We start from the raw sequence: 12,179 nt of genomic DNA, 5'->3' as shown, positions 1-12,179 counted from the left end.
ATGTCTGCCGGTTCTCCGGCCGCCGGAGCGGCCGGAGCCTGGCGGAACCTACGCCCGACGCAACGCCGGGCGAGCTCGAGCCTTCGCTACTTGGCCTTTTCCAGGATCTCCACGATCCGCCAACGCTTGGTGGCGCTCAGCGGCCGGGTCTCCATGATCAGGACCCGGTCGCCGGTGCCAGCGGCGTTCTGCTCGTCGTGCACCTTCAGCTTGCTCGTACGGCGCATGATCTTGCCGTACAGCGCGTGCCGAACCCGGTCCTCGACCTCGACCACGACGGTCTTGTCCATCTTGTCGCTGACCACCAGGCCCTCACGGACCTTACGGCGGGACCGCGCGGCGGCGGTCGCGGTGTCTTCGGTCATGATGCAGTCACCTCAGTAGGCGCAGCCGAGAGCCCCAGCTCGCGCTCGCGCATGATCGTGTAGATCCGGGCGATCTCCCGACGGATGACCTGCAACCGCCGGTTGTTGTCCAGCTGCCCGGTTGCGGCCTGCACGCGGAGGTTGAACAGCTCCGCCTTGGCCTCCCGCAGCTTCGTGACCAGCTCCTCCTCGGAGAGCTCACGCAGCTCGGTCGCCTTAACGCCCGCTGCCATCAGGATTCACCCACTTCGCGCGTAACAATGCGGCACTTCATCGGGAGCTTGTGGATCGCGCGACGCATGGCCTCTCGCGCGATCTGCTCGTTGGGGAAGGACATCTCGAAGAGAACCCGCCCCGGCTTGACGTTGGCGACCCACCACTCGGGCGAACCCTTACCGGAACCCATCCGGGTCTCGGCAGGCTTCTTGGTGAGGGCCTGGTCCGGGAAGATCGTGATCCAGACCTTGCCGCCACGCTTGATGTGACGGGTCATCGCGATACGCGCCGACTCGATCTGGCGGTTGGTCACGTACGCCGGCTCGAGAGCCTGGATCCCGAACTCGCCGAACACCACCCGGTTACCACCCTTGGACGCGCCACTGCGGTCCGGGTGGTGCGGCTTGCGGAAGCCCTTCGGGGGCTTGCGCGGCATCAGCATCTGTCAGCCCTCCTGCTGCGTTTCTGCCGGAGCGGAAGCCGTGGCGGCGACAGCAGCGCTGTCAACCGGCTCGCCGCTCGGCGTCTCGGCCTGCTGCGCGATCGTCGTCGCGGCAGCCCGGCCAGCCTCGGTGCCACCAGCCGTCGTGCCGGACGAACCCGACCGGCCGCGGCGCGGCCGCTCCGGGCGGTCGCCACGCTCACCACGACGCGGGCGGGACGGACCGGCCTCGGCCGGAGCCTCCCGGCCAGGAACCGCGTCGCCCTTGTAGATCCAGACCTTCACACCGATCCGGCCGAACGTCGTACGGGCCTCGAAGAAGCCGTACTCGATGTTGGCCCGCAGCGTGTGCAGCGGAACCCGACCCTCACGGTAGAACTCGGTCCGGCTCATCTCGGCACCGCCGAGGCGACCCGAGACCTGCACCCGGATGCCCTTGCAGACCGGGTTCTTCATCGCGGACTGCATGGCCTTGCGCATCGCCCGACGGAAGCTGACCCGGCTGGACAGCTGCTCGGCCACGCCCTGCGCGACGAGCTGAGCGTCCGACTCGGGGTTCTTCACCTCGATGATGTTCAGCTGCACCTGCTTGCCGGTGAGCTTCTCGAGCTCGCCGCGGATCCGGTCGGCCTCCGCACCCTTACGGCCGATGACGATGCCCGGCCGGGCGGTGTGGATGTCGACCCGGACCCGGTCGCGGGTGCGCTCGATGTCGACCTTGGAAATGCCGGCACGCTCGAGGCCCTTGGACATCATGCGGCGGATCTTGACATCCTCGCCGATGTAGTCCTTGTAGAGCTTGTCCGCGAACCAGCGGGACTTCCAGTCGGTCGAGATGCCGAGCCGGAACCCAGTGGGGTGAACCTTCTGACCCATTACTCGGCGCCCTCCGTCTTGCTCTCCGCTTCGGCCGGTGCGGCCTGCGTCGCCGGGGCGGCCTTCTTCGCCGCGGCCTTCCTCGGCGCTGCCGGCGCGACCGCCTCGACCGCCACGGTGATGTGGCAGGTGCGCTTGCGGATCCGGAATGCGCGGCCCTGCGCCCGCGGCTGGAACCGCTTCATCGTCGGGCCCTCGTCCACGAACGCCTCGCTAACGAGCAGCGCATCGGGGTCCAGCCGCTCGTTGTTTTCCGCGTTGGCGATCGCGCTCGCGAGCACCTTGTATACCTGCTCGCTCGCAGCCTGCGGCGCGAACTGCAGCACCGTGAGAGCCTCCTTCGCGGGCAGGCCGCGGACGAGGTTGACCACCCGGCGCGCCTTCATCGGCGAGATGCGCACGTGCCGCGCAACCGCCCGCGCGCCCGGAAGCACCGGAGCGTCGCCCTTTCCTGGCATCGCTGTAACCCCTTGTTCCCTCTATCCGTATGCCCGCGGCGTCAGCGCCGACGGCTCTTCCGGTCGTCCTTCTCGTGACCCTTGAACGTGCGGGTCAGCGCGAACTCGCCGAGCTTGTGCCCGACCATCGCCTCGGTCACGAACACCGGGACGTGCTTGCGTCCGTCGTGCACGGCGATCGTGTGCCCGAGCATCTCCGGGATGATCGTCGAGCGCCGCGACCAGGTCTTGATCACGTTCTTCGAGCCCTTGTCGTTCTGCACTTCCACCTTCTTGAGCAGGTGGTCGTCTACGAACGGGCCCTTCTTCAGGCTGCGAGGCATGTCTTATCTCCCTCAGCCGCGCTTACGCGTGGCGTAGCGGCGGCGGACGATCAGCCGGTCACTCGGCTGGCCCTTACGGCGGGTGCGGCCCTCGGGCTTACCCTGCGGGTTGACCGGGTGGCGACCACCGGAGGTCTTACCCTCACCACCACCGTGCGGGTGGTCGACCGGGTTCATGGCGACACCACGGACGGTCGGGCGCTTGCCCTTCCACCGCATACGGCCGGCCTTGCCCCAGTTGATGTTCGACTGGTCGGCGTTGCCGATCTCGCCGATGCTCGCGCGGCAGCGCACGTCCACCCGCCGGATCTCACCGGACGGCATACGCAGGGTCGCGTACGCGCCCTCGCGGCCGAGCAGCTGGATGCCGACGCCGGCGGAACGGGCCAGCTTGGCCCCGCCACCCGGACGCAGCTCCACGTTGTGGATCGTGGTACCGACCGGGATGTTGCGCAGCGGCAGGTTGTTACCCGGCTTGATGTCGGCGCCCGGGCCGGACTCGACGCGGTCGCCCTGCTTCATGTCCTTCGGCGCGATGATGTACCGCTTCTCGCCGTCGGCGTAGTGCAGCAGCGCGATGCGCGCGGTGCGGTTCGGGTCGTACTCGATGTGGGCGACCTTCGCCGGCACGCCGTCCTTGTCGACCCGCTTGAAGTCGATCAGACGGTACTGGCGCTTGTGACCGCCACCGTGGTGCCGCGTGGTGATCCGGCCGTGGGCGTTACGCCCGCCCTTCTTCGGCAACGGAGCCAGCAGCGACTTCTCCGGCGTGGACCGGGTGATCTCGGCGAAGTCGGCAACGCTGGAGCCGCGTCGGCCCGGCGTCGTCGGCTTGTACTTACGGATAGCCATTGTCTACACCCCTCAGCTGACCGGGCCGCCGAAGGCCTCGATGCGGTCACCGTCAGCCAGCTTCACGATCGCCCGCTTGGTCGCCTTGCGCTGACCGAAACCGGTCTTGGTGCGCTTGCGCTTACCCTGGCGGTTGAGCGTGTTGACCGTCAGGACGCGGACGTCGAAGATCTGCTGGATAGCGATCTTGATCTCGGTCTTGTTCGCGTCCGGGTGCACCAGGAAGGTGTACCAGTTCCGGTTCAGCTCGCTGTAGCTCTTCTCCGAGACGACCGGCGCCACGATGATGTCGCGCGGGTCGGCGATCGTGCTCACTTGCCACCCTCCTCGGTGGTCTCGGCGGGCACGCCCAGGAACTCGTCCAGGGCGTCCTTGGTGAAGACCACGTCGTCGGCCACCAGCACGTCATACGTGTTGAGCTGGCCGGACTCGATCAGGTGCACCCGCGGCTCGTTGCGCAGCGACACCCAGTTCAGCTCGTCGGTGCTGCTCAGCACGACCAGGACCCGACGGGCCTCGGTGAGCTTGGTCAGCGTGGCCAGGGCCGCCTTGGTCGACGGCTTCTCGCCCGAGACGAACGCCTCGACGACGTGCACCTGCCCGGCGCGGGCCCGGTCCGAGAGGGCACCGCGCAGCGCGGCGGCCTTCATCTTCTTCGGGGTCCGCTGGCTGTAGTCGCGCGGCACGGGACCGTGCACCACGCCACCGCCGGCGAACTGCGGCGCGCGGATCGAGCCCTGCCGGGCGCGACCGGTGCCCTTCTGCTTGTAAGGCTTCTTGCCGCCACCAGCGACCTCGCCGCGGGTCTTGGCCTTGTGCGTGCCCTGTCGGGCCGCCGCGAGCTGGGCCACCACGACCTGGTGCATCAGCGCGACGTTGGCCTGCACGTCGAAGATGTCAGCCGGCAGCTCCACGGAGCCGCTCGTGCTGCCTTCGACGGTGCGCACGTCAACGGTGGTCACTTGGCCGCACCGCCCTTCTTCACCTTGCTCTTGGCCGCGGTACGGACCAGAACCAGCGCGCCCTTGGGACCAGGAATGGCACCACGAACGAGCAGGAGGTTGTTCTCGGTGTCGACCGCCTGAACGGTCAGGTTCTGCACGGTGTAGCGAACGCCACCCATCCGGCCGGCCATCCGGGTGCCCTTGAAGACACGACCCGGGGTGGCGCAGGCGCCGATGGAGCCTGGCGAGCGGTGCTTGCGCTCGACACCGTGGCTGGCGCGCAGACCGTGGAAGCCGTGCCGCTTCATCGGGCCGGCATAGCCCTTGCCCTTGGTCTTTCCGGTGACGTCGATCGTGACGCCGACCGGGAACTCCTCGACCGTGACTTCCTGGCCGAGCGAGTAGTCCGCGGCGTCCGTGGTGCGCAGCTCGACGATGTGCCGGCGCGGCGCCACGTCCGCCTTCGCGTAGTGCCCGCTGACCGGCTTCTTGACCTTGCGCGGGTCGATGATGCCGTACGCCAGCTGGACCGCGGAGTAACCGTCCTTCTCGGCGCTACGAACCTGACTGATGACGCACGGGCCGGCCTCGACCACGGTCACGGGAACAACACGGTTGTTGTCCCAGACCTGGGTCATGCCGAGCTTGGCGCCCAGGATCCCCTTGACTTGCCTGTCCATTTGTCCGGTCCCTACAGCTTGATCTCGATGTCGACGCCAGCCGGCAGGTCGAGGCGCATGAGCGAGTCGACCGTCTTCGGGGTCGGGTCGATGATGTCGATCAGCCGCTTGTGCGTGCGCATCTCGAAGTGCTCGCGCGAGTCCTTGTACTTGTGCGGCGAGCGGATAACGCAGAAACGGTTGATCTCCGTGGGCAGCGGCACCGGGCCCGCGACCTGCGCCCCGGTGCGCGTCACCGTCTCGACGATCTTCCGAGCCGAGGAGTCGACGACCTCGTGGTCATAGGCCTTGAGCCGGATGCGGATCTTCTGTCCCGCCATGGTGGCTTCTGTTCCTTCTCTCGATGCCGCTGTGTTGCGGGCGCCTGTGCCGGCTGGCACAGGCCCACTTCGCCGACCCCCGCGGTCGGGCGTGTCGCGCCCTCGGGCCGGGCTCCGCCCCGGGACTCCGGAGCGGTGCTGACCGCACGGTGGGTCAAGGCGCCGATCGCACTACCGCGACCTGAACGCCGTGCGAGGGTGGTTGGCGGCTAGCCGCCAACCACCCGACGCTCGACTGTCTCGCCACCCGGAGGTTCAGCGAAAGCCGAACACAGGCGACGAACTGTCGTTACGCAACCTGACTAGTATGCCGCACGACCGGCGGCGGGTCTAATCGGGGTTACCTAGCTCACTTGATGATCTTGGTGACGAACCCGGCGCCGACGGTGCGGCCACCCTCGCGGATCGCGAACTTGAGGTTCTCCTCCATGGCGATGGGCTGGATCAGCTTCACCGTCATGGTGGTGTTGTCACCCGGCATGACCATCTCGGTGCCCTCGGGGAGGGTGACGACACCGGTGACGTCCGTGGTCCGGAAGTAGAACTGCGGGCGGTAGTTCTGGAAGAACGGGGTGTGCCGGCCGCCCTCCTCCTTGGAGAGGATGTAGACCGTCGCCTCGAACTCCGTGTGCGGAGTGTTCGAGCCCGGCTTCACGACGACCATGCCGCGCTCGACCTCGTCGCGCTTGGTGCCACGCAGCAGCAGGCCGACGTTCTCACCTGCGCGGGCGTCGTCCAGGGTCTTCCGGAACATCTCGATCGCGGTGACCTTGGTCTTGAAGCTCTTCTCCTTGATACCGACGAGCTCAACATCCTCGTTCGGCAGGAGAACGCCGCGCTCCACGCGACCGGTGACGACGGTGCCACGACCGGTGATCGTGAACACGTCCTCGACCGGCATCAGGAACGGCTTGTCGACCTCGCGCTCCGGCTGCGGGATCGAGGTGTCGACCGCGGTCATCAGGTCCAGCAGCTTGCCGGTCCACTCGGGGTCACCCTCGAGGGCCTTCAGCGCCGAAACCCGGACGACCGGCAGGTCGTCACCCGGGTACTCCTGCGAGGAGAGCAGCTCGCGGACCTCGAGCTCGACGAGCTCCAGGAGCTCCTCGTCGTCGACCATGTCGCTCTTGTTGAGCGCCACGACGATGTACGGCACACCGACCTGACGGGCCAGCAGCACGTGCTCGCGGGTCTGCGGCATCGGGCCGTCGGTCGCCGCCACCACCAGGATCGCGCCGTCCATCTGCGCGGCACCGGTGATCATGTTCTTGATGTAGTCGGCGTGACCGGGGCAGTCGACGTGCGCGTAGTGCCGCGACTCGGTCTGGTACTCGACGTGCGCGATCGAGATCGTGATACCGCGGGCCTTCTCCTCAGGCGCCTTGTCGATCTCGTCGAACGGCGTGTAAGGGTTCAGGTCCGGGTACTGGTCGTGCAGGACCTTGGTGATGGCCGCCGTCAGCGTCGTCTTACCGTGGTCGATGTGACCAATGGTGCCGATGTTGACGTGCGGCTTAGTCCGCTCGAACTTAGCCTTCGCCACTGGTGTCCTCCTGTGGACTTCTTGGTTCGTACGCCCGGCGCGCCGGTCGGCGCTTAGGACTCTGTCGACAGCCTTTCCGGCCTGACGGCCGGAGAGCTTTTGTGGGTTCTGCGGCGATGAAGCCTACAGGCCCGGTCTCACGCGGTTCGTTCGTGGTGGCCGCGGGCGGGTGATCCCACCCGCGACCAACCACGAATCACCAGCTCAGGGTGTTACTCGCCCGTTGCCTTGGCGATGATCTCCTTGGCGACGCTCTGCGGAACCTCGGCGTAGGAGTCGAACTGCATGCTGTAGCTAGCCCGGCCCTGGGTCTTCGACCGCAGGTCGCCGACGTAGCCGAACATCTCCGACAACGGCACCAGAGCCCGGACGATGCGGGCGCCGCTGCGCTCCTCCATCGCCTGGATGATGCCGCGGCGGGAGTTGAGGTCACCGATGACGTCACCCATGTTCTCCTCAGGAGTGGTGACTTCAACGGCCATCATCGGCTCGAGCAACGCGGGATCGGCCTTGCGGGCCGCGTCCTTCATCACCATCGAGCCGGCGATCTTGAATGCCATTTCCGACGAGTCGACCTCGTGGTACTGGCCGTCCAGCAGCGTCAGCTTGACACCGACCAGCGGGAAGCCAGCCAGGATGCCGTACTGCATGGCGTCCTGCGCACCCGCGTCCACCGAGGGGATGAACTCCCGGGGGATGCGGCCACCGCTGACGGCGTTCGCGAACTCGTAGGTCGGCGAGTCGTTGTCCAGCGGCAGCGGCTCGACGCTCACGATGACGCGGGCGTACTGGCCGGAACCACCGGTCTGCTTCTTGTGGGTGTACTCGACCTTCTCCACCTTGCGGCGGATGGTCTCGCGGTACGCCACCTGCGGCTTGCCGACGTTGGCCTCGACGTTGAACTCACGACGCATCCGGTCGACCAGGATGTCCAGGTGCAGCTCGCCCATGCCGGAGATGACCGTCTGACCGGTCTCCTCGTCCAGCTTGACGCGGAAGGTCGGGTCCTCCTCGGCCAGCCGCTGGATGGCGGTGCCCAGCTTCTCCTGGTCGGACTTGGTCTTCGGCTCGATCGCCACCGAGATGACCGGCTCCGGGAAGGTCATCGACTCCAGGATGACCGGGTTCGCCGGGTCGGAGAGCGTGTCGCCGGTGGTGGTCTGCTTGAGACCCTGCACCGCGATGATGTCGCCGGCCTGGGCCGACGGACGCTCTTCACGCTTGTTGGCGTGCATCTGGTAGATCTTGCCGATCCGCTCCTTGCGGTCCTTGGTGGAGTTGACCACCTGGGAGCCGGACTCGAGCAGGCCGGAGTAGACCCGGACGTAGGTGAGCTTGCCGAGGTGCTTGTCCGTCTGGATCTTGAAGGCCAGGCCGGAGAAGGGCTCCGACTTGGACGGCTTCCGAACCAGCGGGGTCTCGCCGTCGGTGGCCGTACCCTCGATCGCCGGAACGTCCAGCGGCGACGGCAGGAAGTCGACCACGGCGTCGAGCATCGGCTGGACGCCCTTGTTCTTGAACGCCGAGCCGCAGAGCACCGGGTTGGCCTTGCCGGCGATGGTGGCACGCCGGATGGCGGCCTTGATCTCCTCGACGGAGACCTCCTCGCCTTCCAGGTACTTCTCCATCACCGCGTCGTCGACGTCGGCCAGGGTCTCCATCAGCTTCTCGCGCCACTCGGCCGCCGAGTCGACCAGGTCGGCCGGGATCTCCTCGACCGCGTAGTCGTCACCCTTCTGGGTCTCCCCACGCCAGGTGAGCGCGCGCATGCCGATCAGGTCGACGACACCGATGTGGTCGCCCTCGAGCCCGATCGGGATCTGGAGCACCAGCGGGGTGGCGTTGAGCCGGTCGATCATCATCTGCACGCAGCGGAAGAAGTCGGCGCCGGTCCGGTCGAGCTTGTTGACGAAGCACATCCGCGGGACGTTGTACTTGTCGGCCTGCCGCCAGACGTTCTCCGTCTGCGGCTCCACGCCGGCGACACCGTCGTAGACCGCGACCGCACCATCCAGCACCCGCAGCGACCGCTCGACCTCGACCGTGAAGTCGACGTGACCGGGCGTGTCGATGATCTGGATCGTGTGGCCCTTCCACTCACACTTGGTAGCAGCGGAGGTGATGGTGATACCACGCTCCTGCTCCTGCTCCATCCAGTCCATGACGGCAGCGCCCTCGTGGACCTCACCGATCTTGTACGTGATACCGGTGTAGAACAGAATTCGCTCGGTGGTGGTGGTCTTACCGGCATCGATGTGCGCCATGATGCCGATGTTGCGTACGTTGGCGAGCGCGTCTGCGGCGGCCACTTCAATCCCTACTTATCGTCGTCTCGACTCAACTGGTGGCGGTTCCGGCGCCCGTGGGCGCCGGAACCAGGGTGTTACCAGCGGTAGTGCGCGAAGGCCTTGTTGGACTCGGCCATCTTGTGCGTGTCCTCGCGCCGCTTGACGGCGGCACCGAGGCCGTTGCTCGCGTCCAGCAGCTCGTTCATGAGCCGCTCGACCATGGTCTTCTCGCGGCGGGCGCGGGAGTACGTGACCAGCCAGCGCAGACCCAGGGTGGTCGCCCGGGTGGGGCGAACCTCGACCGGGACCTGGTAGGTGGCGCCACCGACACGGCGGCTGCGCACCTCGAGGGTCGGCTTGACGTTGTCCATCGCCCGCTTGAGGGTGACGACCGGGTCGGTGCCGGACTTCTCGCGGCAGCCCTCGAGGGCCGCGTACACGATGGTCTCGGCGAGCTGACGCTTGCCGCGCAGCAGGATCTTGTTCACCAGCTGGGTGACCAGTGGCGAGTTGTACACCGGGTCAGCGACCAACGGCCGCCGCGGAGCGGGTCCCTTACGCGGCATGTCAGCTCTTCTCCTTCTTCGCGCCGTAACGGCTGCGCGCCTGCTTGCGGTTGCGGACACCCTGGGTGTCCAGCGAGCCGCGAACGATCTTGTAACGCACGCCGGGGAGGTCCTTCACACGGCCGCCACGAACGAGCACGATCGAGTGCTCCTGCAGGTTGTGACCCACGCCCGGGATGTAGGCGGTCACCTCGATCTGGCTGCTGAGCTTCACACGAGCGACCTTGCGCAGCGCCGAGTTCGGCTTCTTCGGGGTGGTGGTGTACACACGGGTGCACACGCCGCGTCGCTGAGGGGAACCCTTCAGCGCCGGGGTCTTGGTCTTGCTCGTCTTCGCCTGGCGGCCCTTTCGGACCAGCTGCTGGATCGTGGGCACCGGGTTTCTCCGCTCCCTTCGGCCGCAGTGTTGCGGCCGCGCCGTCTGCTCGTTAGCCGGCCTGATGACCGGCTCTCCTACATTCCGGCCAGGGCCACCTTGCGGAGGTCCCGGCACCCGCGGTCGGGCGTGTCGCCCGAGTCACGGTCCCGGTGCGGACGCTCTCGCGTGCGTACCGGGGTCTGTCACCGGCACGCGGGTCGCCCCACACCGGATCTTTGGCTTGTCGTACCGCCGGCCGAACTCCGGACCCAGCGCACGCACAATTTGCCCGGGCAGGCCCGGGCACAAGAGGGAAGAGTACCTATCACAGCCGGCCAGGTCAAAACAGATTGGCCCGGGGGTTGTCTCACACCCGCCGGCCGGATCTCGTCCTGCCCCGTCGCCCGCGATGGGCACCTACGGATACGAGTGTACCGGCTCCCCCGCCGGACCACCCGTCGCCCCCGGGCCGGACGCCCAGGACCCGGCGCCCCGCCTGCGACGGGCCGATTCGAGCAGTGACCGGCGTCATGCCAGGGAGATCAGCAGCCCGAGGCCCAGGCCCAGCAGGCTGAGCAGCGCTCCTGCCGCGCCACAACTGATCCCCGCCACCGCCAGTCCACGCCCGGTGAACCGGACCGCTGGCGGTGCGGCGGGTCGACGGATCTGCCGCCGACCGAGCAGGCAGGCGACGATCGCCGCCGCCCCGGCCAACACCCCGAGCACGGTGAACGCCCCGGACGCCCACAGCCCGCCGCGGTTCGCGCCGACCACCCCGAAGCAGATCACCAGTAGCGAGACCAGGATGGAGGCGATCCCGGCCACCAGTCCGCCCACGGCCAGCCCGGAGGTGACCGGAGGCACGTCGAGGTACACCATGCCGAACGGCGTCCCGGGCACCATCTCCACCCGCTTCGGCGCGCGGCGCTGATCGTCCGTGGGCGGCGGAACGAACCGCCCCGGGGCCGCGCCCCAGCCGGGGGCATGCCCCGGGGCCGCGCCCCAGCCGGGGGCATGCCCCGGGACCGGCTGACCCCACCCGGGCGGCGCGGACGGCCCACCGTGGGCCACCGCCGGCTGGCCCCAGCCGTACGGCACCGGAGGCGTCGCGCCGGAGACCGGTGCCGGTTGGGCGGAACCGGGCGGCATGGTCGGAGCACCCCAACCGGGCGGCGGGGCACCCCAACCGGACGCCGGTGCGGAAGGCGGCGACGCGCCCCAGCCGGGCGTGGACGCGAGGGGGGTGCCCCAGTCGGGTGCGGACTCCCTCGCCGGCGTACCCCCGTCGCGAGCGGCGGCGGACGAGCCCGGCGTCACGGGGTCGCCAGCGGGGTCGGGTCGAGCCCAGCCGCTCGGCTCGGAAGGGCCCCCGGCCGCAGTCGGCGCGCCAGGTTGCCCGGCCGGTTCGTCCGCCGGGGGCCGCGCCGGTTCCGTCACGAAGTCCTCCTGTCGACAGGGCCGCCACAGCCGTGCGACGGGCACGGGTCAGGCTACCGCCGGGGGTGCCGCCCGCGCCGGACGCGGCTGCGGGCCGAGTGGTTCAGTCCATGTTCGAGGGGTAGTCGTGGCCGAACGGCGAACCGGCCAGACGGACCACCCCGATCACCACCGCGGCCACCACGGTGACCGCGACCAGCACCAGGCCGGCCCACGCCAGCCGCTCACCCCGCCGCAGCCAGGTGCCGCCGGTCAGGAAACCCCCCGAGGCGTACGCCTCCCGACGCGCCTGCCGAGCCAGTTGGAGCGCCACGGTGGCCGGCACCACCCCGCCGATGAACAGCCCGGTCAGCAGGCCGAGCAGCCCCAGCGCGAAGACCGCCCGTGCCTTGGTGGCGCGGGCCGGGTCGGGATCGAGCGGGTGGCGCAGGCCCTGCTGCGCGACGGACACCTGCCCGGGTGCGGTCGTCATGCCTCCATCATGCCGAACCCGATTCGCTCGTGCGCCGGT

General features: G+C 68.4%; 17 protein-coding genes. All 17 read right to left on the bottom strand.

The window, feature by feature from the left end; translation table 11 throughout:
• Positions 1-86 precede the first annotated feature (86 nt).
• Positions 87-365, bottom strand: a complete 279-nt coding sequence (gene rpsQ / locus ACFQGL_RS01185; RefSeq protein ID WP_109817183.1) for a 30S ribosomal protein S17 — start codon at positions 363-365, stop codon at positions 87-89.
• Positions 362-598 carry a 50S ribosomal protein L29 gene (rpmC, locus tag ACFQGL_RS01180; protein WP_007465283.1) on the bottom strand — a complete coding sequence of 79 codons (237 nt, stop codon included), beginning with the start codon at positions 596-598 and terminating at the stop codon, positions 362-364. Before rpmC ends, rpsQ begins: the two co-directional genes overlap by 4 nt.
• The gene (gene rplP / locus ACFQGL_RS01175) at positions 598-1,023 is read right to left on the bottom strand and encodes a 50S ribosomal protein L16 (protein WP_007465292.1); all 426 of its coding nucleotides are present in this window, start codon (positions 1,021-1,023) and stop codon (positions 598-600) included. The genes rpmC and rplP overlap by 1 nt, the downstream gene beginning before the upstream one ends.
• 3 nt (positions 1,024-1,026) lie before the next feature.
• Complete coding sequence (rpsC, locus tag ACFQGL_RS01170; protein ID WP_210914129.1) at positions 1,027-1,899, bottom strand: 30S ribosomal protein S3; 873 nt, start codon at positions 1,897-1,899, stop codon at positions 1,027-1,029.
• Entirely contained in the window at positions 1,899-2,357 is a 459-nt protein-coding gene (rplV, locus tag ACFQGL_RS01165; protein WP_377504067.1) for a 50S ribosomal protein L22, read from the bottom strand. The genes rpsC and rplV overlap by 1 nt, the downstream gene beginning before the upstream one ends.
• A 41-nt stretch (positions 2,358-2,398) precedes the next feature.
• Positions 2,399-2,680, bottom strand: a complete 282-nt coding sequence (rpsS, locus tag ACFQGL_RS01160) for a 30S ribosomal protein S19 (RefSeq protein WP_007465299.1) — start codon at positions 2,678-2,680, stop codon at positions 2,399-2,401.
• A gap of 12 nt (positions 2,681-2,692) precedes the next feature.
• Positions 2,693-3,532 (bottom strand): 50S ribosomal protein L2, encoded by an 840-nt coding sequence (gene rplB / locus ACFQGL_RS01155; RefSeq protein ID WP_030329891.1) that lies wholly within the window; start codon positions 3,530-3,532, stop codon positions 2,693-2,695.
• A 12-nt stretch (positions 3,533-3,544) separates the two neighbouring features.
• Entirely contained in the window at positions 3,545-3,847 is a 303-nt protein-coding gene (rplW, locus tag ACFQGL_RS01150) for a 50S ribosomal protein L23 (RefSeq protein ID WP_088998352.1), read from the bottom strand.
• Positions 3,844-4,494 (bottom strand): 50S ribosomal protein L4, encoded by a 651-nt coding sequence (rplD, locus tag ACFQGL_RS01145; RefSeq protein ID WP_234583436.1) that lies wholly within the window; start codon positions 4,492-4,494, stop codon positions 3,844-3,846. The genes rplW and rplD overlap by 4 nt, the downstream gene beginning before the upstream one ends.
• Positions 4,491-5,156 carry a 50S ribosomal protein L3 gene (gene rplC, locus ACFQGL_RS01140; RefSeq protein ID WP_377504063.1) on the bottom strand — a complete coding sequence of 222 codons (666 nt, stop codon included), beginning with the start codon at positions 5,154-5,156 and terminating at the stop codon, positions 4,491-4,493. The genes rplD and rplC overlap by 4 nt, the downstream gene beginning before the upstream one ends.
• An 11-nt stretch (positions 5,157-5,167) precedes the next feature.
• Positions 5,168-5,476: a 30S ribosomal protein S10 gene (gene rpsJ, locus ACFQGL_RS01135; RefSeq protein ID WP_007073037.1), complete on the bottom strand. Its 309-nt coding sequence runs from the start codon at positions 5,474-5,476 to the stop codon at positions 5,168-5,170.
• 349 nt (positions 5,477-5,825) lie between these two features.
• On the bottom strand, positions 5,826-7,019 hold the full coding sequence (gene tuf, locus ACFQGL_RS01130) for an elongation factor Tu (RefSeq protein ID WP_377504061.1): 1,194 nt from the start codon (positions 7,017-7,019) through the stop codon (positions 5,826-5,828).
• Between the two features lie 212 nt (positions 7,020-7,231).
• Positions 7,232-9,328, bottom strand: coding sequence for an elongation factor G (gene fusA / locus ACFQGL_RS01125; RefSeq protein ID WP_377504059.1), 2,097 nt, complete (start codon positions 9,326-9,328; stop codon positions 7,232-7,234).
• Positions 9,329-9,402: 74 nt separating this feature from the next.
• Positions 9,403-9,873: a 30S ribosomal protein S7 gene (gene rpsG, locus ACFQGL_RS01120; protein ID WP_030489583.1), complete on the bottom strand. Its 471-nt coding sequence runs from the start codon at positions 9,871-9,873 to the stop codon at positions 9,403-9,405.
• 1 nt (position 9,874) lies between these two features.
• Positions 9,875-10,249 carry a 30S ribosomal protein S12 gene (gene rpsL, locus ACFQGL_RS01115; protein WP_014440718.1) on the bottom strand — a complete coding sequence of 125 codons (375 nt, stop codon included), beginning with the start codon at positions 10,247-10,249 and terminating at the stop codon, positions 9,875-9,877.
• A 510-nt stretch (positions 10,250-10,759) separates the two neighbouring features.
• The gene (locus ACFQGL_RS01110) at positions 10,760-11,140 is read right to left on the bottom strand and encodes a hypothetical protein (protein ID WP_377504663.1); all 381 of its coding nucleotides are present in this window, start codon (positions 11,138-11,140) and stop codon (positions 10,760-10,762) included.
• A gap of 631 nt (positions 11,141-11,771) precedes the next feature.
• Positions 11,772-12,140 (bottom strand): hypothetical protein, encoded by a 369-nt coding sequence (locus tag ACFQGL_RS01105; protein WP_377504057.1) that lies wholly within the window; start codon positions 12,138-12,140, stop codon positions 11,772-11,774.
• Positions 12,141-12,179 lie beyond the last annotated feature (39 nt).

The organism is Micromonospora vulcania (assembly GCF_042658605.1).
Lineage (GTDB): Bacteria > Actinomycetota > Actinomycetes > Mycobacteriales > Micromonosporaceae > Micromonospora > Micromonospora vulcania.
Note: the sequence above shows the minus strand (reverse complement) of the source record. Positions and strands in the feature narration are given on the sequence as shown.